Annotated in this window: 25 protein-coding genes and 1 tRNA gene; 11 read left to right on the top strand and 15 right to left on the bottom strand. The window is 58.3% G+C overall.

All coding sequences use genetic code 11. The annotated features are described in order from the left end of the window. Positions 1-5: 5 nt before the first annotated feature. Positions 6-929 (bottom strand): hydrogen peroxide-inducible genes activator, encoded by a 924-nt coding sequence (locus L3X40_RS01135; RefSeq protein WP_237363945.1) that lies wholly within the window; start codon positions 927-929, stop codon positions 6-8. 158 nt (positions 930-1087) lie between these two features. Here L3X40_RS01135 and epsC point away from each other — a divergent pair, with 158 nt between their 5' ends. From epsC to L3X40_RS01120, 3 genes are all read left to right on the top strand, one after another. Next, positions 1088-1804 (top strand): serine O-acetyltransferase EpsC, encoded by a 717-nt coding sequence (gene epsC / locus L3X40_RS01130; protein ID WP_237364148.1) that lies wholly within the window; start codon positions 1088-1090, stop codon positions 1802-1804. Beyond that, entirely contained in the window at positions 1804-2148 is a 345-nt protein-coding gene (locus L3X40_RS01125) for a DUF2794 domain-containing protein (RefSeq protein ID WP_237363944.1), read from the top strand. The genes epsC and L3X40_RS01125 overlap by 1 nt, the downstream gene beginning before the upstream one ends. A 97-nt stretch (positions 2149-2245) precedes the next feature. Continuing rightward, a complete protein-coding gene (locus L3X40_RS01120) occupies positions 2246-3619 on the top strand; it encodes an OprO/OprP family phosphate-selective porin (protein ID WP_237363943.1) in 1374 nt (457 codons plus the stop codon). A 63-nt stretch (positions 3620-3682) separates the two neighbouring features. Here L3X40_RS01120 and L3X40_RS01115 read toward each other — a convergent pair whose 3' ends face one another. Beyond that, entirely contained in the window at positions 3683-4096 is a 414-nt protein-coding gene (locus tag L3X40_RS01115) for a holin family protein (protein ID WP_237363942.1), read from the bottom strand. A gap of 48 nt (positions 4097-4144) precedes the next feature. Then, a complete protein-coding gene (locus tag L3X40_RS01110) occupies positions 4145-4684 on the bottom strand; it encodes a glycoside hydrolase family 108 protein (RefSeq protein ID WP_237363941.1) in 540 nt (179 codons plus the stop codon). Positions 4685-4980: 296 nt separating this feature from the next. Here L3X40_RS01110 and L3X40_RS01105 point away from each other — a divergent pair, with 296 nt between their 5' ends. Continuing rightward, complete coding sequence (locus L3X40_RS01105; protein WP_237363940.1) at positions 4981-5382, top strand: hypothetical protein; 402 nt, start codon at positions 4981-4983, stop codon at positions 5380-5382. A gap of 43 nt (positions 5383-5425) precedes the next feature. On the opposite strand, the gene L3X40_RS01100 is transcribed toward L3X40_RS01105, so the two are convergent. Then, the gene (locus L3X40_RS01100) at positions 5426-5884 is read right to left on the bottom strand and encodes a Rap1a/Tai family immunity protein (RefSeq protein WP_237363938.1); all 459 of its coding nucleotides are present in this window, start codon (positions 5882-5884) and stop codon (positions 5426-5428) included. 105 nt (positions 5885-5989) lie between these two features. Then, complete coding sequence (locus tag L3X40_RS01095; protein ID WP_237363937.1) at positions 5990-6352, bottom strand: DUF4168 domain-containing protein; 363 nt, start codon at positions 6350-6352, stop codon at positions 5990-5992. Positions 6353-6757: 405 nt separating this feature from the next. On the opposite strand from L3X40_RS01095, the gene L3X40_RS01090 reads away from it, so the two are divergent. Next, a complete protein-coding gene (locus tag L3X40_RS01090) occupies positions 6758-7246 on the top strand; it encodes a VOC family protein (protein WP_237363936.1) in 489 nt (162 codons plus the stop codon). A 66-nt stretch (positions 7247-7312) separates the two neighbouring features. Then, positions 7313-7600 carry a GIY-YIG nuclease family protein gene (locus tag L3X40_RS01085; RefSeq protein WP_237363935.1) on the top strand — a complete coding sequence of 96 codons (288 nt, stop codon included), beginning with the start codon at positions 7313-7315 and terminating at the stop codon, positions 7598-7600. 204 nt (positions 7601-7804) lie between these two features. On the opposite strand, the gene rpsD is transcribed toward L3X40_RS01085, so the two are convergent. Then, positions 7805-8419: a 30S ribosomal protein S4 gene (gene rpsD, locus L3X40_RS01080; RefSeq protein WP_237363934.1), complete on the bottom strand. Its 615-nt coding sequence runs from the start codon at positions 8417-8419 to the stop codon at positions 7805-7807. Positions 8420-8599: 180 nt separating this feature from the next. On the opposite strand from rpsD, the gene L3X40_RS01075 reads away from it, so the two are divergent. Further along, complete coding sequence (locus L3X40_RS01075; RefSeq protein WP_237363933.1) at positions 8600-8908, top strand: chorismate mutase; 309 nt, start codon at positions 8600-8602, stop codon at positions 8906-8908. On the opposite strand, the gene L3X40_RS01070 is transcribed toward L3X40_RS01075, so the two are convergent. From L3X40_RS01070 to rpiB, 4 genes are all read right to left on the bottom strand, one after another. Further along, positions 8905-9594, bottom strand: coding sequence for an RNA methyltransferase (locus L3X40_RS01070; RefSeq protein ID WP_237363932.1), 690 nt, complete (start codon positions 9592-9594; stop codon positions 8905-8907). The genes L3X40_RS01075 and L3X40_RS01070 overlap by 4 nt on opposite strands. Before the next feature lie 100 nt (positions 9595-9694). Further along, positions 9695-10156 carry a transcriptional regulator NrdR gene (gene nrdR / locus L3X40_RS01065; protein ID WP_237363931.1) on the bottom strand — a complete coding sequence of 154 codons (462 nt, stop codon included), beginning with the start codon at positions 10154-10156 and terminating at the stop codon, positions 9695-9697. A 3-nt stretch (positions 10157-10159) separates the two neighbouring features. Next, positions 10160-11479: a serine hydroxymethyltransferase gene (glyA, locus tag L3X40_RS01060; protein WP_237363929.1), complete on the bottom strand. Its 1320-nt coding sequence runs from the start codon at positions 11477-11479 to the stop codon at positions 10160-10162. A gap of 19 nt (positions 11480-11498) precedes the next feature. Further along, the gene (gene rpiB / locus L3X40_RS01055; RefSeq protein ID WP_237363927.1) at positions 11499-11936 is read right to left on the bottom strand and encodes a ribose 5-phosphate isomerase B; all 438 of its coding nucleotides are present in this window, start codon (positions 11934-11936) and stop codon (positions 11499-11501) included. Positions 11937-12101: 165 nt separating this feature from the next. On the opposite strand from rpiB, the gene L3X40_RS01050 reads away from it, so the two are divergent. Continuing rightward, positions 12102-12275 (top strand): LPXTG cell wall anchor domain-containing protein, encoded by a 174-nt coding sequence (locus L3X40_RS01050; RefSeq protein ID WP_237363925.1) that lies wholly within the window; start codon positions 12102-12104, stop codon positions 12273-12275. Positions 12276-12426: 151 nt separating this feature from the next. On the opposite strand, the gene L3X40_RS01045 is transcribed toward L3X40_RS01050, so the two are convergent. After that, a complete protein-coding gene (locus L3X40_RS01045) occupies positions 12427-13083 on the bottom strand; it encodes an alpha/beta hydrolase (protein ID WP_237363924.1) in 657 nt (218 codons plus the stop codon). Positions 13084-13196: 113 nt separating this feature from the next. On the opposite strand from L3X40_RS01045, the gene L3X40_RS01040 reads away from it, so the two are divergent. The 3 genes from L3X40_RS01040 to L3X40_RS01030 are packed head-to-tail and all read left to right on the top strand — an operon-like array spanning position 13197 to position 15716. Next, positions 13197-14255 carry a cysteine desulfurase family protein gene (locus tag L3X40_RS01040; RefSeq protein ID WP_237363923.1) on the top strand — a complete coding sequence of 353 codons (1059 nt, stop codon included), beginning with the start codon at positions 13197-13199 and terminating at the stop codon, positions 14253-14255. Further along, positions 14255-15370 carry a cysteine desulfurase family protein gene (locus L3X40_RS01035; protein WP_237363922.1) on the top strand — a complete coding sequence of 372 codons (1116 nt, stop codon included), beginning with the start codon at positions 14255-14257 and terminating at the stop codon, positions 15368-15370. The genes L3X40_RS01040 and L3X40_RS01035 overlap by 1 nt, the downstream gene beginning before the upstream one ends. A 10-nt stretch (positions 15371-15380) precedes the next feature. Next, positions 15381-15716 (top strand): 2Fe-2S iron-sulfur cluster-binding protein, encoded by a 336-nt coding sequence (locus L3X40_RS01030; RefSeq protein ID WP_237363921.1) that lies wholly within the window; start codon positions 15381-15383, stop codon positions 15714-15716. A 6-nt stretch (positions 15717-15722) separates the two neighbouring features. Here the strand turns inward: L3X40_RS01030 and L3X40_RS01025 are convergent, their stop codons facing one another. The 4 genes from L3X40_RS01025 to lon form a co-directional block, all read right to left on the bottom strand. Further along, a complete protein-coding gene (locus L3X40_RS01025) occupies positions 15723-16772 on the bottom strand; it encodes a Leu/Phe/Val dehydrogenase (RefSeq protein WP_237363920.1) in 1050 nt (349 codons plus the stop codon). A 90-nt stretch (positions 16773-16862) separates the two neighbouring features. Further along, positions 16863-16939 (bottom strand) — tRNA-His (locus tag L3X40_RS01020). 234 nt (positions 16940-17173) lie between these two features. Continuing rightward, positions 17174-17446 (bottom strand): HU family DNA-binding protein, encoded by a 273-nt coding sequence (locus L3X40_RS01015; RefSeq protein WP_237363919.1) that lies wholly within the window; start codon positions 17444-17446, stop codon positions 17174-17176. A 159-nt stretch (positions 17447-17605) separates the two neighbouring features. Beyond that, entirely contained in the window at positions 17606-20002 is a 2397-nt protein-coding gene (gene lon / locus L3X40_RS01010; RefSeq protein ID WP_237363918.1) for an endopeptidase La, read from the bottom strand. Positions 20003-20069 lie beyond the last annotated feature (67 nt).

The raw sequence follows: 20069 nt of genomic DNA, 5'->3' as shown, positions 1-20069 counted from the left end.
CCCCGCTAAGCCGCCGCTTTCGCCGCCACCTTTGATGCATCACGCAGAATTTGCGCCATCAGACGGAATTCCTTATCGCGCGGACTGTTCTTGCGCCACACCAGTGCGACATCGCGATAGGCGTTTTCGGATTTGAGCGGACGGGCGACGATATCGGTATTCAGCAGGATGCCGTTGCGGATCGCCATTTCAGGCAACATGGTGAGGCCAAGGCCATTATCCACCATCTGCACCAGCGTATGCAACGATGTGCCCATCATCGTCGCTTCGGCGCGCAGTTCCGGACGGTTGCAGGCGGCAAGCGCATGATCCTTCAGGCAGTGGCCATCTTCCAGCAGCAGCAGGCGGGTTTCGTCGATTGTTTCAGGCAGGATGAATGGCGGGGGATCGCGCGGATCATCCTTGGGAAAGGCGACATACAGCGGGTCCTGAAACAGCAATTCGCTGTCGACATCGCCGCAGGCGAAAGGAAGGGCCAGCAGGACGCAATCGACATAACCATGGCGCAGCGATTCCACTGCGGCATGGCTGGTCTCCTCCCGCAGATAGAGCTTCAATCCGGGCTTTTCGCGGCGCACCCTGGGCAGCAATTGCGGCAACAGGAATGGTGCGATGGTGGGAATGACGCTCATCCGCAATTCGCCCTCCAGCGGCTTTCCCGCTGCCTGCGCCATTTCCGCCAGTTCTTCGGCTTCGCGCAGAATTCGATGGGCTTTTTCAACGATTCGGTCGCCAAAAGCAGTGAATCGGACAACCCGCCGCGTGCGTTCGACCAGCGCGATGCCGATCAGGGACTCCAGTTCCTTGATCCCGGCGGACAGCGTTGATTGTGTGACGAAGCAAGCTTCGGCAGCCCTGCCGAAATGGCCATGCTCCTTCAGCGCAGCCAGATATTGGAGCTGTTTCAAAGTGGGCATGTAACTCGACATTAATCGTCCTTTTCGATCTAATGACGATAATATAATCGCTTTGTTCGATGATTCCAACATTGATGCAACAACGTCCCAACGGAAAAAATGCCTCGCATCTGGAAAAATTGGCGTGTTCGTCTTACGTTGCGACAACAGGAAATATGAAGGGCAGGACCATGCTGCGCAATCTGATCGACTATCTGGACTCGGTAAAGGCGCGTGATCCGGCGCCGCGATCCCGATGGGAAGTGATGCTGTATCCGGGTGTATGGGCGCTGGGCCTGCACCGCGTGGCCCATGCGTTGTTCAATGCGCGCCTCTATTTTCTCGCTCGTGCCGTCAACCATTTTTCCCGGTTTTTGACCGCAGTCGATATCCATCCCGGTGCGAAGATCGGGCGGCGCTTTTTCATCGATCATGGATTTACGGTGATCGGTGAGACAGCCGAAATCGGCGATGACGTTACTATATACCAGTGCGTTACGTTGGGCGGAACCGACCCGGCCAACGGCATCGCAGGGAAACGGCATCCAACCATCAGCGATGGTGCAATCATCGGATCGGGCGCGCAAGTGCTGGGGCCGATCACCGTTGGCCCACGCGCACGCGTGGGGGCCAATGCCGTCGTGACCCGGGATGTGCCGGAAAGTGCGGTCATGGTTGGCATTCCTGCACGGCAGACGTTGGTCGGCGCAGAAGAATATCAACGCCATTTCGTGCCCTATGGTACGCCCTGCGCCGATATGTTCGATCCGGCCACGCAAAAGCTGGAACTGATGCAGTGCGAGCTTGAACAAATGCGCAAGCGCATCGCCGAACTGATGGAAGAACATGGCAGGAGGACAAAGGGCGGTCGTCACGAAGATGATGTTCCAGAGCGTGACCGCGCCTGATGCATAATATCACGCCGTTTCCCATACAGTACGGCGGGACATATCAAACCGGGTTCGATCGGATGGAATTGATGCGGATCATGGACTTGTATGGGCGCATGGTCGCGGCCGGTCATTGGCGGGATTATGCGATAGACCTCCACCGCGAAGCCGCCATCTTTTCGGCATTCCGCCGCGCCACGGAACGTCCAGAATATCGCATCGAAAAGCGCCCGGAGCTGCGACACCGACAGGGTATGTGGGCGCTTGTCGGGGAAGCTGGCGCTGTATTGAAGCGAGGACAGGAACTGACGGCTATTCTCGCGCCGGTCGAACGCAGGCTTTTGAAGCTGGTTGAAAAATAGCCGCCATAAAACTGTCATACAAACGAAGTGATATCGTAACATTGCCGTCATAAAGGCCGTGCCAGCTACAGCAGAGGCAAAGGAAAAGGGACGGTATATGACACGAAACTTCGCAATGCGGTTGGCCGCCACATGTTCGGTGCTGACATTATCGATGACATCGGCTGTTGCGCATGCGCAAGCCTTGTCGGCAGAGGATGCCGCTGCCATGCGGGCAGAGATCGACGCATTGAAGGCGCAGTTGAGCGCCATGGAAGCGCGCTTGGGCAGCGTTGCGGACAAGACCGACGCGAACAGCACGGCCATCGCTGCGGTTCCTGCCGCAGCCCCCGCGCCCGAAACCACGATCAAGTGGAAGGGCGCGCCGGAACTCAGCACCAAGAGCGGCTGGTCCTTCAAGGTACGGGGACGCCTGCAATACGATTTTGGCTATCTTGATGCAGCTACTCCACTTGGCGTGCCTGATGGCGGCCTTGGTTTTTCCAGCGAGGTGCGTCGTGCCAGATTGGGTGTAGAGGGCAGCATTCCTGGCGGTTTCGGTTATAAATTTGAAGCCGATTTCGCTGGTGATGAAGTTGAGATTGCTGACGCATATCTGTTCTATACTGACAAGGGGCTGTCCGTCGCGGTTGGTCAACACAACGGTTTCCAGTCACTCGAAGAACTGACAAGCAGCCGCTTTTCGAGTTTTATGGAACGAGCGGCCTTTACCGATGCATTCAACTTTGAGCGCCGGGTTGGGCTGTCAGTCACAGTTAAGACAGGCGATGCGCTGTTGAGTGGCGGTGTGTTTACCGATTCGATTGGAGATCTGAGTTCGGACGTTAACAATAGTTATAGTTTTGACGGTCGTGCTGTCTGGATGCCGAAATTTGGCAAGACACAGGTGCATATGGGCGGATCAGTCCACTGGCGGGATTTCCAGGATAGCGCGACGACATCAAGATACAGGCAACGCCCCTTCATTCACAGCAGTGACATTCGTTTTATCGATACTAGTAGTTTTTCGGCTGACAGTGAGTTGAATTATGGGCTGGAGGCAGCCGTTATTCGTGGTCCGCTGCATTTTGCCAGTGAAGCGAACTGGTTGCGCGCCATGCGTCCCGGCATCGTTGATCCGACATTCTTTGGCGGTTATGCGGAGGTTGGCTATTTTCTGACCCAGGGTGACACACGCGGTTACAAAGGCGGCATATTTGATCGTGTAAAGCCAAAGAACGGCGTAGATATGGGAGGCATTGGCGCTGTTCAAATCAATCTGCGTTATGATTATCTGGACCTTGTTGACACCGGGATCGTTGGCGGTACGCAAAATGGTTATGCCGCCTCGCTAATCTGGACACCTATCGATTATGTCCGCTTCATGATCAACTATGGTCATATGGAATATGACCATGCAAAAGTCACAGCCAACGGCAAGGACAGCTACAGCGCCGATGTGGTTGGCGCCAGGGCGCAAATCGATTTCTGAACGGCGGCAAGCTCGCGAGGGACGCCGCCCCGGTTTGCGCCGGGGCGGCGTTTTTGTTTGCGCTTAGCGATCCGTTCCCTTCGCCTTGCCCCATGCGCGTGCGGCGGTGTAGCCGAGATAGCCAGTGCCAAAGAGCGCATAGAGCGGTTCGGGTATGCCGTTCAAATACGCGTTCATTCCGCGTGCAATCGCATCGGCCATGTCGGGTCGCGTGGCAGCGATCAGACCCATGGGGATGGACCAGAGCAGCAAGGCATACATGACATATAGGAAGCTGGGCCGAGCGCGGCTGGTCCATGGGTCGCTCGATTGCGCTTCGGCCATGATGGCAGAGATTTGCGTCTTCACGGCCTCCATTTCCTGACTGCCTTCAAGTTTCAGCAGTTCCAGCTTTGCCCTGTCCCGAGCATCGGGATCGGGAATGATCTTGTCGAGGATTTTGGCGACGGGGCCAATCAGTCCTGCTAGCAATGACATGGATGCCTCCATTCTGGAAGTTTAGGAAGTTTAGGGGTGTGACAGGCATTATCCTATACGGTTCGCCAGCCAGCCATAGAGGAAGGCTTCGTTCGCGGGACGCTGTTCAGCGAGGGTGAGGTAACGCTCGCCCTGCAACGCCTCCATCGCTTTGAGCAGTACCCGTTCGCCCTTGACGCCACGCAGGCGGAGGAAGGCTATGAGCGCGGCGAGGGTTCTTGGGCCGATCCGGCGGTCGATGCCGATGTCGGCATAATCACGCTGTTCCCGGTTGAGTGCGTTGAGGGCGCGTTGCAGAAAGCCGGTGGCGACGGGTGGCCCCATGTTAATGCCGGTATCGAACAATTCCGCGCCAATGCGCGGGGCGATGTCGGCAATGGTCGCATAGCCCGGACCATCCCAATAGATGCGCTTGTAGATGCGAACGGCGTCGTTACGTGGAAAGCATCGCATGTCGCCGGCATAACCTTGCGCCCGCGCCACCGCTTGCGTCACGCCCCATCGCGTAGGGCCGCCCTTGTCTGCGGGGTGGTCGCTATAACCACCCTCCCGCGCGATCACGTCGTTGATGAGGGAATCGATGTTCATGTTTTCAGCCTCCTGAATATCGGGGGCTGGGTATTTATCCTATATGGTTAGTTGTAGGACAGGAGTTTTGTTGAAGGCCGGAAATGCGCGACTTTTTGGACGTCTAGCATACACGCAAAGCGCACAACAGCCGACGGATCGCGCTGGTTTCGACGATCGCGGCGTCGACCAACTCTTCGCAGGTCCGTGTGCGATGGAACCAAGCTCGGTATCGAGTCGTTCGCAATTCCAGGCACGCGACATCGCTTTGTAGGCGGTGCGTTCGTAAGCGCCTCAACCCTGCTGAAGGAGAATGAATGTTTAAATGCCTGCCTTTTGCCGCTGCCGTTGCATCATTGCTGGCGAGTTGTGATACGCAGCAACAGGAGAATGAGTTCGCGGAGCCCGAACCATCCAACGCGACAAACGAAGCATATGCCGGGACAGACGGGGGGAACGCTGCACTTCCGCCCATGATCGTCAAAAGCGCGAGCTACCGATGTGATGACGGAGGTGCACTCTATATAGATATCATGTCCGACGAAAATGTTGTCAGTGTCCGGGACATTCGCCGGGAGGTTCCCGCCCCGCTTGAGCGTGATACAGAGACAGAGGTATTCACCGGAAGCGAGCGGTCGCTCAGCGGTACGGGAGACGAAGTCAGTTATAGCGGCCCGGGCCGTCCTGACCAGACTTGCAGGATCGCCGTCGGCAGTTGATGCAGTGCGATCGCAATGGCTGCCTTTGGGAAATCCGGACGGACTATGGCATTTGCGTGCCGGCTGTCAGGCAAGCAAGCTTATCGGACAGCGCGACTCTGACGGCCACGGCGGCGGACAGCTCTCTCAACATGCGATCGGCCCGCAACCGTTCGACGACGATTTCGGCCGCTTCCACGTTAGTGAGCTTGGCCCGGCAAAGCCTTTCAGTCCCCAGTTCGGTGTCCGAGTAGAACAGGCCATCAATCACGCCCGCGACATACATTGAGCAATGGCCGGGGTTGGGATTGCGGCAAATCTCGTACAGCGCTTCGCCGGTAAAAAAGGCGGGCGTGGGTGAGGTTGCTGACGCTGACGTCAAGGGGGACATGAGGCAGAGAAAGACTGCGGCAAGGATCGCCTTGTTCCCGGTTGAGAAGAACGGCGATTGCACCGCTCCGTCATGACAATCGGCTATGATCCTGTCCGAGCCGTCTCGTCCGAGCCTGTGCACAGAGATCACGCTTCCCCCAAGGATAAGTTTACGCTTCCATTTCCGGAGCAATGCCGCGCATGGCACAGAGGGCGCTCCTGCCTGGGAGCGCCCTCTGTATGCTCCGCTTGCCGACTATTGGGCCGGTTGCTGAGCGGCGGCTGCTTTCGATTGGATCTTCTGCTGAAGGGCAGGATCTGACTGCGCGGCTTCAGCAATCGCATTAAATTTCTGGGGATCAAGTCCTTGCTGCTGAACAGCGGCCGCCATCTGCGCCTGCTTGTCTGGGGCGGCAATGGTGGCATCGGCCTGGATATCGTTCAATTTCACCATTGCCATCGCGAACTTCTGGATGTCCTGATCGCTGAAATCATCCTGCGCTGTCGATGCTTCGGGAGTCTGGGCAGGGGCAGAGGGCGTTGCTGTCTGCGCCATGGCAACCGGTGCGAACAATATCGCAGACGTGGCCATCAGTATGGTTCCATAGTTGGCTTTCATTTCCTGTAGTCTCCGTTCAAATCTGTGATGTATCAGAATTCTATTAGCTAGATTTACACCATTTTTGAATTGCAACCATGATTAAACGTTTGAAAAATACGTTGAAATGACAATATAAAGTTAATTAATAGGTGTAAATAACTACAGAGAAATATTATAAAGTAAATCATATCTATATTGAAATTGTTTTTTATATCTTATATTTGTTTTTCTTTGTTTTATAGGTGAGCGGCATGGAACGAAGTAGTATATGAGGAGCGCGTCAAGGTGAATAAAGGGGTGCTTTCCTCGATTCCCGCCTGTCCGGACTCGGCAACATCCTTGCCACTAACCGCATCTCAGACCTTGAGGAACTCCGATCCGGAATAACCATTCTTATGGCGGTAAACACAAAGGAGAGGATGTATGGCAAGCCAGATCATGAACTGCCTATGGTTCGACCATGGCGAGGCTCGCAAGGCTGCGGAGTTCTATGCGAGCGTCTTTCCCGATAGCCATGTCGGGCATGCGATGGCGGCGCCGGGCGATTTTCCTTCGGGCAAGGAGGGTGACGAGCTGACGGTCGAGTTCACCGTTTTCGGCAGGCCATTTCTCGGGCTGAACGGCGGTTCCGCGTTCAGGCCCAATGAGGCGGTGTCGTTCATGATCGAGACGCAGGATCAGGCCGAAACGGATCGCTATTGGGATGCGATCGTCGGCAATGGCGGCGCGGAAAGCGCCTGCGGCTGGTGCAAGGACCGCTGGGGCTTTTCCTGGCAGATCACGCCGCGACAGCTCAATGAGGGGATGGCCGACCCCGACAGAGCCGTCGCAAAGCGGGTGTTTGAAGCCATGATGACAATGGGAAAGATCGACGTTGCGAAGATCGAGGCGGCGCGGAGAGGCGAGAGCTGAAGGTCTTTATCAACGTCATGCCAGCGAAGGCTGGCATCTCCATCGGTCTGGTGTAAGCCTGCAGGAATGCAGGGCGGCTGGACCTATATTCTCACCAACAAGCCACAGGGTGTGCTTTATGTTGGGGTCACCAGTGATCTTGCTGCCCGCATGATGCAGCATCGGACGGGCGCTGGGTCGGCATTTTGCCGGAAATATGGAATAAAGCGCCTCGTTCTGGCGGAGCAGCATCCGACGATTGTCGAGGCCATTGCGCGTGAAAAGGCGCTGAAGGCATGGCAGCGCGCTTGGAAGATCAGGCTCATTGAGGAAAGCAATCCTGATTGGCGCGATCTTTTCGAGCATATCGCTTAGGCTTGAGAGATGCCAGCCTTCGCTGGGATGACGTTGATAGTGCCAGTCTTGAGAGATCCCAGCCTTCGCTGGGATGACGAAATTCGTGCCGACGAAATTGGTGATGACGAAGTTGGCAACGGGATTATTGGCGTTGCTGCCTCCCAAATGAAAAAGGCGGCCCCGAGGGACCGCCTTTTCCTGTTTGTCTGATGAGTCCGCCGATCAGCGCGAATAGAATTCGACGACCAGATTGGGTTCCATGCGGACAGGATAGGGTACTTCGTCCAGCGTCGGCACGCGGACATAGGTAACCTTGGTGTTGCCATCGGGCGCGACATATTCAGGGATGTCGCGCTCCGCCAAGCTTTGCGCTTCCATGATCAGCGCCATTTCCTGCGCTTTCTTGCCCAGCGTGATTTCATCGCCTGGCTTTACGAGGCGCGATGCGATGTTGCACTTGACGCCGTTCACATAGATATGGCCGTGGCTGACGATCTGACGGGCCGAAAAGATGGTCGGCGCGAACTTGGCGCGGTACACGACGGCGTCCAGGCGACGTTCGAGCAGGCCGATCAGGTTCTGGCCAGTATCGCCCTTCATGCGCGATGCTTCGAAATATGCTTTCTTGAACTGCTTTTCGGTCACGTCGCCATAATAGCCCTTCAGCTTTTGCTTGGCGCGCAGCTGAATGCCGAAATCGGATACCTTGCCCTTGCGGCGCTGTCCGTGCTGGCCGGGGCCATATTCACGCTTGTTGACCGGGGATTTGGGACGGCCCCAGATGTTTTCACCCATCCGGCGGTCGAGTTTATACTTGGCGCTCTGGCGCTTTGACATATGCTGTCTCCAACTTGCTGTTTCCATGCCCGGAACCGCACCATTGGAGAAAAACTCCAATGCGGCCACCGCTTCACCGGGGTGCGGGGCCAATTGCGAAGGGGTGCCTATGGCGGGGGCAGGTGGCAGAGTCAAGCCATTTGCGCTCGACAGCGGCGCCGAAAATGGTAAGGCGGCGCCATGTCCGACGATGTCTTCATTGCCCCCGAACAGTGCCAGACCATGGCCGAAGTCCGCGTCGGAGTGGATGCGGTGGACCGGGAATTGATCATGCTGCTCGCCCGCCGCTTTGCCTATATGCGCGCCGCCGCGCGGATCAAGCCGGACAGGGCGATGGTGCGTGATGAACTGCGCAAGGCGGAAGTGATCGCCAACGCGCGGGCAGAGGCGGTGCGGTTGGGCGTTCCCGACGCGCTTGTCGGAGAATTGTGGGAACAGTTGGTGGAAGCGTCGATCGATTATGAGATGGATGCGTTCGACCGGCGCTAACGCTCATGCGGATTGGCAAGCGCCGATAGTACGCCGCGCAATGTCCGCACTTCATTGCTGTTCCAGGCAGGTTTTGTCAGCAAGGTTCGCAGCGTGCGTTTGGTAACAGGGGTGCGGTCGGGCGGGTAATAATAGCCTGCCTTGTCCAGCATGGTTTCCAGCGTCCCGATAAATCCGTCTAATTCTTCCTGCGGCGCGGGCGGGTCAAATTCGGTTACCGTCGGACTGGCCAAGGCTTGATGCTTCGACCATTCATAGCTGCACAGGATGACTGCCTGCGCGAGATTAAGCGATCCGAATTCGGGGTTGATCGGGACAGTCAGGATCTTACGTGCGACCGCGACATCATCGGATTCAAGTCCCGAGCGTTCGGGGCCGAAGACGATGGCGCTGCGTCCTGATTGCGTATGGATTTCGCGAGCGGCTTCCTCTGGCGTCACGACCGGCTTGGTCACGCCGCGCTTGCGGACCGTGGTGGCGTAGATATGCGGGCAATCTGCGACAGCGTCGGCAAGGCTGGCAAAGACCTGCGCCTGTTCCAGCACGATGTCGGCGCCCGCCGCGGCCGGGCCTGCATCGGGATTGGGCCAGCCATCACGGGGGGTGACAAGCCGCATTTCGGTAAGGCCGAAATTCAGCATGGCGCGCGCGGCCTTGCCAATATTTTCGCCCAGTTGCGGGCGCACGAGAACGATGATGGGGGGTGGGGAAATTATATCCCGTTTACCCTGAGTAGCCGTTGAGCTTGTCGAAGCGGCGCACGAACGGAGGATAAGGCGCGCTCCACTACTCACCTCCAACCTCTTTCACCGATCCGGCGAAATCTTCAAAGTCCTTGGCCTCGCGGAAATCCTTGTAGACGCTGGCGAAGCGGATGTAGGCGACGCTATCCAGGCCCTTGAGGCCCTTCATCACCATTTCCCCGATACGTTGCGCGGGGACTTCACTTTCGCCGCCGGTTTCAAGTTGGCGCTGAATGCCGGATACGAGCTTTTCAATGCGGACCGGATCAATGGCGCGTTTGCGGCAGGCGATTTCAAGTGAACGGGCCAGCTTTTCACGGTCGAACGGTTCACGGCGTCCTTCGCTTTTCGTCACCCAGAATTCACGCAACTGGATGCGTTCGAAGGTGGTGAAGCGGGCGGCGCACCCTTCGCATTGCCGCCGCCTGCGGATTGCCGCGCCGTCTTCGGTCGGACGGCTGTCCTTTACCTGACTATCCTCATGGCCGCAAAAGGGGCAGCGCAAGGATCAACCCTCCGGGTAGATGGGGAAGCGTTCGCACAGGGCGCGGACGCGGGTTTTGACGTCTGCTTCCACTTTGGGATCGCCCGTATCGCCCTTGTCACGCAACCCGTCGAGCACATCAGCGATCATGTCGCCGATCTGCTGAAACTCGGCAACGCCAAAGCCGCGCGTGGTGCCAGCGGGTGAACCGACGCGGATGCCGCTGGTTTTAGTCGGCGGCAGAGGGTCGCCGGGTACGCCATTCTTGTTGCAGGTGATCGACGAACGTTCCAGCGCCTCGTCCGCGTCCTTGCCGGTGATACCGAGCGGGCGCAGGTCGACGAGGGCGAGGTGGGTGTCCGTGCCGCCGGAAACGATGTCGGAGCCGCGATCCTTGAGCCGGGCCGCGAGCGCCTGCGCATTGGCGATGACGGCCCGTGCATAGGTTTTGAATTCAGGTTGCAGCGCTTCGCCGAATGCGACGGCCTTGGCGGCGATGACGTGCATCAGCGGGCCGCCCTGAAGGCCGGGGAACACCGCCGAGTTGATCTTTTTAGCAATGGCTTCGTCATCGGTCAGCACCATGCCACCGCGCGGACCGCGCAGGGTCTTGTGGGTGGTGGTGGTGACGACATGGGCATGGCCGAAAGGCGTCGGGTGGCAACCGCCAGCGACAAGACCCGCAAAATGCGCCATGTCGACCATGAACAGTGCCCCTACTTCATCGGCAATTGCCCGGAAACGAGCAAAGTCGATATGGCGGGGATAGGCCGAACCGCCTGCGATGATGAGCGTCGGACGGCATTCCTTCGCCAGCTTTTCAACCACGTCATAGTCGATGACATGCGAATCGACATCGACGCCATATTGCACGGCGTTGAACCATTTGCCCGACATTGCGGGCTTTGCGCCGTGCGTCAGGTGACCACCGGCATCAAGAGACAGGCCCATGATGGTGTCGCCGGGCTTGGTAAGCGCCAGCATCACGGCGCCATTGGCCTGCGCGCCCGAATGCGGCTGCACATTGGCGAAGTTGCAGTTGAAAAGCTGTTTGGCCCGGTCGATGGCGAGCTGTTCGACCTCGTCCGAGGGGGCGCAACCCTGATAATAGCGCTTGCCGGGATAGCCTTCGGCATATTTGTTGGTGAGGACGGAGCCTTGTGCCTCCAGCACCGCCTTTGACACGATATTTTCAGACGCAATCAGTTCGATCTGATGCTTTTCACGCTCCAGTTCCTGGCTGATCGCGGCCGCCACGGCCGGGTCGCTCTGCGCAATTGTGCGGGAAAAGAAGCCATCCGGGCGGATGTCGTTGGCGGGGGTGGCGAGTGTGGCGGTGCTCATCAAATAGGTCCTTTCCGGATCAGAGCGCTGGATGAGAAAGCTTGTCGACACGGCGTTGATGGCGGTCGCCGCCAAAGCCGGTCGTAAAAAAAGCAGCAAGGCACGCCTTGGCCATTTCGATGCCGACAAGGCGCGCACCCATGGCGATGACATTGGCGTCATTATGTTCGCGCGCCAGCGTGGCCGAATATGGTTCCGATACAAGGGCGCAGCGGCAGGCCGGGTTGCGGTTGACCGCGATGGAAATGCCAATGCCGGAACCGCACAATGCGACCCCCCGGTCCGCTTGCCCGTCTGCTATGGCCTTGGCGAGTTTATAGCCGTAATCGGGATAATCGACGCTAGCGATGCCATCGGGACCAAGATCGGTCACGTCATGGCCTTGTTCTGTCATCCACTGGACAAGCGCAGTTTTCATGTCGATGGCGGCATGGTCGGAGGCGATGGCGATACGCATGGCTTGGCGGATCCTGTTCTTGCCTGGAGAGTCGGTCTCGCGCGGCTCATAATATCAGTGGCGGAGAAAGACCACCACCCATTGCGGCGCGACGTCATATTTGCGCAATATATATTGCTTCGACCGGCCAAGCACGCCTATCCGCGGATGTGACGGAGGATTTGAGTGAGCGACCTTGTACTATCGATCATCATGCTGGCGGGCCTGATGCTGTTCGCCGGCGGCGGCTGGATGCTGATCAAGCGCCGGGATGCCAAGCGGGGCCTGTTGATGCTGATTGCCGCGCTGGTCATGTTCGCCAATGTCGTGATCTGGCTGGTGCCGATAAAGGGCGGGTGAGCGGAGAGATTGGAGCGGACCTTCGCTAATCATAATCCGTCATCCCAGCGCAGGCTGGGATCCGTCTCTTGATCCACAAGAGTTGCCTTTCAAAAGGATATAGACATGGATCCCAGCCTGCGCTGGGATGACGGGTGAAGAAACGCCCAATCTACTTGATCGGTGAATCCGGGGCCAGTCGCATGTCCAGATAATTGTCCACCGACTTCATGAGTTGTTCGAGCTCATGTTCAAAGAAATGGTTGGCGCGCGGGATTTCGTCGTGGTGGATGGTGATGTGCTTTTGCGTGCGCAGCTTGTCGACCAGCTTTTGCACTGCGCCGGGCGATACGACTTCGTCCGCTGCACCCTGGACGATGATGCCGGAGGAGGGGCAGGGCGCAAGGAAGGTGAAATCATACATGTTTGCAGGCGGTGCGACGGAGATGAAACCGCGAATTTCCGGGCGACGCATCAATAATTGCATGCCGATCCAGGCACCAAAGCTGAAGCCCGCGATCCATGTAGTTTGTGCTTCGGGGTGAAAACTCTGCACCCAGTCGAGCGCGGAGGCAGCGTCCGACAATTCGCCCACGCCATTGTCAAAGGTGCCCTGGCTGCGCCCGACGCCGCGGAAGTTGAAACGCAATGTGGCAAAGCCCCGGCGCTGGAATGTCTTGTATAGCGCCTGGGTGATGCGGTCGTTCATCGTGCCGCCGCCCTGGGGATGGGGGTGCAGAATCATGGCGACTGGTGCACGGGGACGGGGTGCGGGGCTGAAACGACCTTCGAGACGGCCTTCAGGACCTGGAAAAATGACTGCTGGCATGGGACCTTACTGGCAAATAGCTGTGTCGCGCTCCGTCCTCGGGCAAAAAGCTTTCGGGGGTGCGCGGCGGGATTGAGTGTCTATATAGAAAGCGGAACGGTTTTCGCAATAAAATGAGTCATTTCCTTTTGGCCGAGCGCCTTTACCTTGATCATGCCGCTACCACGCCTGCTCTGGCAGAGGCGCGGGAAGCGATGCTGCGCGCGTTGTGGCCCAACCCGTCGTCGCCCCACGCCGATGGCCGTGCGGCCCGTGCGGCGCTGGAGGAGGCGCGGAGTCGCATCGCTGCCGCGTTGGGTTGGAAAGACCATGTGATATTCACGTCGGGAGCAAGCGAGGCTATTGCCATCGGGCTCGGCCGGACGAAAGCGGCGCGAATCACGACATCGCCGGTGGAACATGATGCGGTGTTGCGGGCAACGAAGGAAGCCGAACGGCTAGAGGTTGGCGCAGACGGGATTGTACGCCTGCCGATCCGTGGTTGCGCCGAAGGGACTTTGTTTGCGATTCAGCACGTGAATAATGAAACCGGCGTCATTCAGCCTTTGGAAGAGCTTGGCGCGGCCATTCATGTGCAGGGCGGCGTCCTGTTTGCCGATTGCGCCCAGTCCGCAGGCAAGCTGCCCCTGCCGGATGCCGACATGATTGCGATCAGCGCGCATAAATTCGGTGGGCCGCCGGGGATAGGGGCGTTGCTGATCCGTGACCTGACATTGATCCATCCATCGGGCGGGCAGGAGCAGGGGTATCGCGCGGGGACGGAAAATTTGCCCGGCATCATGGCCATGGCTGCGGCGCTCGATTGCAAGCCGGATTGGCTGGATCAGGCGGGTAGCTTACGCGCCTTTCTGGATAGGGAAATCGAAGCGGCTGGCGGCGAGGTGGTGGCAAAGGACAGTTTGCGTTCGCCCGCCATCGCCAGCTACCGTATGCCCGGCGTAGCGGCTTCCGCCCAGCTTATTCAATTCGATATGGCGGGCATCTCCGTTTCGGCGGGCAGCGCCTGTTCGTCGGGCACGATCAAGGCGAGCCATGTGCTGACTGCCATGGGATGGGACGCAAAGGCGGCGGGCGAGGTGGTACGCGTGAGTTTTGGTCCCACGACCAGCCAGGCCGATGTGGAGCGCTTCCTGAGCGTCTGGACCGCTATTTTTGAAAGGGCCCGGCGCTGATGGGTCGATCGATCTACCTTGATTATCAGGCGACGACACCTTTGGCGCCCGAAGTGTTCGAGGCCATGACCCCCTGGTTGCGTGACCAGTTCGCCAATCCGCACAGCGCTCACCGGCCCGGCCGAATGGCGGCAGCGGCGGTGGAGGTGGCACGCGGACAAGTGCTGGAACTGCTGGGAGGCAGGGGGCGCTTGGTCTTTACCTCTGGCGCGACCGAAGCGATCAATATGGGGCTGGTGGGTGGAGCGCGGATGATGCGCGCGCGCGATGCCGGACGCACGAAAATCGTCACCATCGACACCGAACATGCCGCCGTACGCGATACCGTTCTGGCGCTGGAGAGCGAGGGTTTTGAGCCTGTATTACTGCCGGTGGGGCCGGATGGGCTGGTCGATGCGGATGCGGCGCGGGCAGCGATCGACAGCCGAACAGCTTTGGTCGCCGCCATGCTGGTCAATAATGAAATCGGCGTCATTCAACCTGTCGGCACAATTTACGAGATGGCCGAAGCGGCTGGTGCGCTGTTCCTATGTGATGCGGTTCAAGGTTATGGCCGTGTGCCGTTGCCGCCGATTGCCGACATGGTCACGCTGAGCGGCCACAAGATTTATGGGCCAAAGGGCGTGGGAGCCTTGTGGTTGCGCGAAGGGTTGGAACTGCCGCCCCTCATCCATGGCGGCGGACAGGAACAGGGAATGCGATCGGGCACGCTGTCGCCGGCCCTGTGCGTCGGCTTTGGTATTGCAGGCGCAATGATGCGGGAGCGGTTTGAGGCGGATGCCGTGCATGTCGGAGCGCTTTGGGATCGCGCTATGGCGTTGTTTTCCGGCTGGACGATCAACGGTTCGACGGCGAATCGCTATCATGGCAATCTGAATATCCGGCGCGAAGGGTTGGATGCGGCGCGATTGATGTCGGAATGCCGCGATATCGCCTTTTCCCTGGGCAGCGCGTGCGCCAGCGGGTCGGGTCGGTCCAGCCATGTGTTGCGCGCACTCGGCCTGTCGGAGAAAGCAGCGCGTTCCTCTATCCGGCTGGGATTTGGGCGCTATACGACTATGGATGAATTGGAAGAGGCAGCGGCGCTGATGATTGCGGCGGCCGCACGGCAGTAGGGATTGGCATGTGACCAGAGTGACGTTCATCAGCGCAAATGGTGAAAGCCAGGCGTTCGTCGATGCGCAGCCGGGACAATGCCTGCTCGATGTGGCGCAGGCCAATGGTCAGCCGCTGGAGGGGACGTGCGAAGGACAGATGGCCTGTTCCACCTGCCATGTCATCGTCGATGCGGCGGATTTTGCCAAATTACCGCCCGCCAGCGAAAGTGAAGAGGATATGCTGGACCTTGCCGCCGGGGCAACGCGCACCAGTCGTCTGTCCTGTCAGATCATGCTGGATGAAACGCTGGATAGCCTGACGGTGCGTATTCCGGCGGAAAGCCATAATATGCAAGGGATTTGAAGCGGGTCAGCCCCGTCCGATCTTCTGTTTCGCCATCGCGTCGGCGACATCGGATGCGGGAATGCCGGTGCGTTCGCTTTCCTGCCAGATGCCGGTCAGCTTGGCGGGGATGCTTTCAATGCGGCTATTGACCTCTGCCCGGTCGCCCTGACCCAGATATTCAAGGGCGACGTTGATGATGCCGCCTGCATTGATGACATAATCGGGGGCATAGAGGATGCTGCGCGCCAGCACGCGGTTGCCGTCCGCACGAGTGGCCAGTTGATTGTTCGCGCCGCCCGCGACGATGCCAGCTTTCAGCCTGTCGATGCTGTCTTCGTTCAGGATCGCGCCCAGCGCATTGGGACTGAACACATCAGCCTCCACCGTCATGATTTCGTCGGCTGGCACGGCGGTCGCGTTCAATTCGCTGGCCAGAGCCTTGGCCCGATCAGCATTGACGTCAGCGATCGTCAGGCGGGCGCCTTCACTGGCCAGATGCCTTGCCAGCCCGCCGCCAACGCTGCCCAAACCCTGAATAGCAATGCGGACGTCCTTTGTACTGTCTGCGCCAAGACGATGTTTGACCGCCGCCTTGACGCCCAGGAACACGCCATAGGCCGTTGATGGTCCCGGATCGCCGCCTGCACCGCCTTCACCTGCTGGAAGGCCAGACACATATTTCGTGCTGTGCGACAGGGCGATCATGTCGTCCTCGCTCATGCCGACATCTTGCGCCGTGACATAGCGGCCATGGAGCGACTCGACCGCCCGGGCAAATGCAGCCAGCAGTTCGGGGGTCTTGGCGCGGTTTTCCCCAGCCAGGATTACGCCCTTGCCGCCGCCCATGGGCAGGTCGGCCATGGCGTTCTTGTAACTCATGCCCCGTGACAGGCGCAGTGCGTCGGTGATTGCCGCGCTCTTGTCCGAATAATGCCAGAAACGCACGCCGCCCGCAGCCGGACCGAGTGCTGTCGAATGGATCGCAATGACCGCAGTCAGGCCCGCCGCGGGGTCACGGAACAGGTGTACCCCTTCGTGATCGTCGAAATCGGGATAATCCCAAACTGTTGGCATGATGGCATGTCTCTCGTAATATAATTACAAGGCGCAGTAATAATCTTCTGCCGTGAAAATTGCCAGCCTGAATCTGCGGCGAAGAGAAAATGGGGCGACCGAGGGGTCTTGAACCCCCGACCTCTGGTACCACAAACCAGCGCTCTAACCAACTGAGCTACGATCGCCATGGCATGCAAAAGCACGCGGAGCAGGCACATAATGTCCGTAGCCCTCCAGCGTCAAGCGCTGTATGCGTATCGCGGAAAAAAGAGATGCAGCAAAAAGGCGCCGATTGCCGACGCCTTTTTGTTTCGCGAAGAAAATTCTTGATTCGCTCTGCAGCAAACAGTCGAACTGAAATCCACGATGGCCGCGAAGCCATGGAAAAAGGCGCCCCCCGGATGGAGGCGCCGATATGATCAGTTAACCGAGTCTTTCAGGCCCTTGCCGGCCTTGAACTTGGGCTGTGACGACGCCTTGATCGTCATCGGTTCGCCAGTGCGCGGATTGCGGCCTGTCGAAGCCTTGCGCTTTGTGACCGAAAACGTCCCGAAGCCGACCAAGCGGACTTCGTCGCCTTTTTTCAGAGAACCGGTAATGGCTTCAAATACACCTTCTACTGCTTTGCTTGCATCGCTTTTGGTCAGACCGCTGCTGTCAGCAACTGCACCGATGAGATCTTGCTTGTTCATGCCTTGGGAACCCCCTTGTTTTCAATGTTGATAGGAATCGCGGCGTTAGGGCGCACATAAAGGCGAATCAATTGGCGTCTGTCAAAGGGAAAGCGACGAAAAAACAGCCAAAAAGCGCGATCTAATGCTTAACGAAACGAAAATTGTATAAATTGGCCATTAATGCCGCACTGCAGCATCGGATTCGCCATGAACAGAGGCCCCCGGCTGGGCCGCCAGATCGTCCGCTTCAGTCCAGTCGATAGGGCTTAATGGGGTGGTCAGCGCCCGGGCAAGCACCTCATCGACATGGGAGACGGGGATGATTTCCAGCCCTTCTTTCACATTGGAGGGAATCTCGGCGAGATCCTTTTCATTTTCCTGCGGGATCAGCACGGTCTTGATGCCGCCGCGAAGTGCCGCGAGCAGCTTTTCCTTCAGGCCGCCAATAGGCAGCACCCGTCCGCGCAGCGTCACTTCGCCGGTCATCGCCACATCCTTGCGCACCGGAATGCCAGTCAGCGTGGAAACGATCGACGTCACCATGCCGACACCCGCCGATGGACCATCCTTTGGCACGGCGCCTTCGGGCAGATGGATGTGGATGTCCTTGCGATTATAAATGCTCGGTTTGATACCATAGCCGGGCGAGCGCGCCTTCACATAGGAGAAAGCGGCCTGAATCGACTCGGTCATGACATCACCCAGTTTGCCGGTGGTCCTGATCTGACCCTTGCCCGGTACAGTGACCGACTCGATGGTCAGCAATTCGCCGCCGACTTCGGTCCAGGCAAGGCCGGTTACGGCGCCGATCTGATTTTCTTCTTCGCCCACTCCATGCCGGAATTTGCGCACGCCCGCATAGGAGGCGAGGTTTTCCGGCGTGATGGTCGCCGTCTTGATTTCGCCTTCCAAAATCTTGCGCAGGGCCTTGCGTGCCAGACGCGCCAGTTCGCGTTCCAGCGTGCGGACGCCGGCTTCGCGCGTATAATAGCGGATAAGGTCGCGTACGGCGTCTTCGGTGACCGCGAATTCCTTGTCCTTCAGGCCGTGCATTTCGATCTGCTTGGGCAGCAGGTGACGTTCGGCGATCTGGACCTTTTCATCCTCGGTATAGCCTTCGAGGCGGATGATCTCCATGCGATCGAGCAGCGCCTGCGGCAGATTGAGCGAATTGGCCGTCGTCACGAACATGACGTCAGACAGATCTATGTCGATTTCCAGATAATGGTCCTGGAACTTGTTATTCTGTTCAGGGTCCAGCACTTCAAGAAGCGCGGACGCGGGATCGCCCCGGAAATCCTGGCCCAGCTTGTCGATTTCATCGAGCAGGAACAGCGGGTTGGACGTCCCGGCCTTTTTCAGATTGGTGACGATCTTGCCGGGCAGCGACCCGATATAGGTACGCCGGTGTCCCCTGATTTCCGCTTCGTCGCGCACACCGCCAAGCGATTGACGCACGAATTCGCGTCCGGTTGCGCGCGCAATCGAACGGCCTAGCGAGGTCTTGCCAACGCCGGGAGGGCCGACAAGGCACAGGATCGGCCCCTTCAGCTTGTTGGTGCGCGCTTGCACCGCCAGATATTCGATGATCCGGTCTTTGACCTTTTCCAGCGCGAAATGATCTGCGTCGAGCACTTCCTGCGCGACCTTCAGATCTTTCTTGAGCTTTGACTTGCGGCCCCAGGGGAGGCCAAGCAGCACGTCGAGATAGTTACGCACGACAGTTGCTTCGGCCGACATGGGCTGCATGGATTTCAGCTTTTTCAGCTCCGCTGTCGCCTTGGCGCGGGCTTCCTTGCTGAGTTTCAGCTTGGCGATTTTCGTGGTCAGTTCGGCAAGTTCATCGCCGCCTTCCTCGCCCTCGTTCCCTAGTTCGCGCTGAATAGCCTTGAGCTGTTCATTGAGGTAATATTCGCGCTGGGTCTTTTCCATCTGGCGCTTCACGCGGCCGCGAATCTTGCGCTCAACCTGCAATACACCCAGTTCGCCCTCCATGAAGGCGAAGATCATTTCGAGCCGCTTGACCGGATCGGCCTCCATCAGCAGCGACTGCTTGTCGGCAACTTTCACATTGATGTTGGCGGCAACCGCATCGGCCAGGCGGGCGGGATCGTCGATTTCGCTCAACTGCACCGGCGTTTCGGCGGGCAGCTTCTTGTTGAGCTTTGCATAATTTTCAAACTGTTCGATGACCGAGCGCATCAGCGCGGTGGCTTCCGGACCTTCTGCGGTCTTTTCTTCCATCAGGGTCACGTCGGCAACGACATAGCCCTCTTCCACCGTCAGTTTTTCAAGGCTCGCACGCTGCTTGCCCTCGACCAGCACGCGCACGGTGCCATCGGGCAGCTTCAACAGTTGCAGCACCGTGGCGACAACGCCCAGATCATAGAGTGCATCCCGATCGGGATCGTCCTCAGCCGGATCAAGTTGCGCAACCAGGAAAATATCCTTGTCGGCTTCCATCGCCTTTTCCAGCGCGACGACGCTCTTGTCGCGACCGACAAAGAGGGGAACGATCATCTGCGGGAAAACAACAATGTCGCGTAGCGGCAACAAGGGGTAGGATTGGGTCATAGATACTCCGGAAAGGATGCAGCATGCATCCGTATTTTGTTCAATATGGGATAGACCTTGAACATAT

Source organism: Rhizorhapis sp. SPR117 (genome assembly GCF_021742065.1).
The sequence above is the reverse complement of the archived record's forward strand: the minus strand, read 5'-3'. Positions and strand labels throughout refer to the sequence as shown.

Bases quoted from the DNA above. Each gene is read 5' to 3' on its own strand.
- L3X40_RS01135 (WP_237363945.1), bottom strand. From the start codon at position 929: ATGTCGAGTTACATGCCCACTTTGAAACAGCTCCAATATCTGGCTGCG.
- epsC (WP_237364148.1), top strand. From the start codon at position 1,088: ATGCTGCGCAATCTGATCGACTATCTGGACTCGGTAAAGGCGCGTGAT.
- L3X40_RS01125 (WP_237363944.1), top strand. From the start codon at position 1,804: ATGCATAATATCACGCCGTTTCCCATACAGTACGGCGGGACATATCAA.
- L3X40_RS01120 (WP_237363943.1), top strand. From the start codon at position 2,246: ATGACACGAAACTTCGCAATGCGGTTGGCCGCCACATGTTCGGTGCTG.
- L3X40_RS01115 (WP_237363942.1), bottom strand. From the start codon at position 4,096: ATGTCATTGCTAGCAGGACTGATTGGCCCCGTCGCCAAAATCCTCGAC.
- L3X40_RS01110 (WP_237363941.1), bottom strand. From the start codon at position 4,684: ATGAACATCGATTCCCTCATCAACGACGTGATCGCGCGGGAGGGTGGT.
- L3X40_RS01105 (WP_237363940.1), top strand. From the start codon at position 4,981: ATGTTTAAATGCCTGCCTTTTGCCGCTGCCGTTGCATCATTGCTGGCG.
- L3X40_RS01095 (WP_237363937.1), bottom strand. From the start codon at position 6,352: ATGAAAGCCAACTATGGAACCATACTGATGGCCACGTCTGCGATATTG.
- L3X40_RS01090 (WP_237363936.1), top strand. From the start codon at position 6,758: ATGGCAAGCCAGATCATGAACTGCCTATGGTTCGACCATGGCGAGGCT.
- L3X40_RS01085 (WP_237363935.1), top strand. From the start codon at position 7,313: ATGCAGGGCGGCTGGACCTATATTCTCACCAACAAGCCACAGGGTGTG.
- rpsD (WP_237363934.1), bottom strand. From the start codon at position 8,419: ATGTCAAAGCGCCAGAGCGCCAAGTATAAACTCGACCGCCGGATGGGT.
- L3X40_RS01075 (WP_237363933.1), top strand. From the start codon at position 8,600: ATGTCCGACGATGTCTTCATTGCCCCCGAACAGTGCCAGACCATGGCC.
- glyA (WP_237363929.1), bottom strand. From the start codon at position 11,479: ATGAGCACCGCCACACTCGCCACCCCCGCCAACGACATCCGCCCGGAT.
- rpiB (WP_237363927.1), bottom strand. From the start codon at position 11,936: ATGCGTATCGCCATCGCCTCCGACCATGCCGCCATCGACATGAAAACT.
- L3X40_RS01045 (WP_237363924.1), bottom strand. From the start codon at position 13,083: ATGCCAGCAGTCATTTTTCCAGGTCCTGAAGGCCGTCTCGAAGGTCGT.
- L3X40_RS01040 (WP_237363923.1), top strand. From the start codon at position 13,197: ATGAGTCATTTCCTTTTGGCCGAGCGCCTTTACCTTGATCATGCCGCT.
- L3X40_RS01035 (WP_237363922.1), top strand. From the start codon at position 14,255: ATGGGTCGATCGATCTACCTTGATTATCAGGCGACGACACCTTTGGCG.
- L3X40_RS01025 (WP_237363920.1), bottom strand. From the start codon at position 16,772: ATGCCAACAGTTTGGGATTATCCCGATTTCGACGATCACGAAGGGGTA.
- L3X40_RS01015 (WP_237363919.1), bottom strand. From the start codon at position 17,446: ATGAACAAGCAAGATCTCATCGGTGCAGTTGCTGACAGCAGCGGTCTG.
- lon (WP_237363918.1), bottom strand. From the start codon at position 20,002: ATGACCCAATCCTACCCCTTGTTGCCGCTACGCGACATTGTTGTTTTC.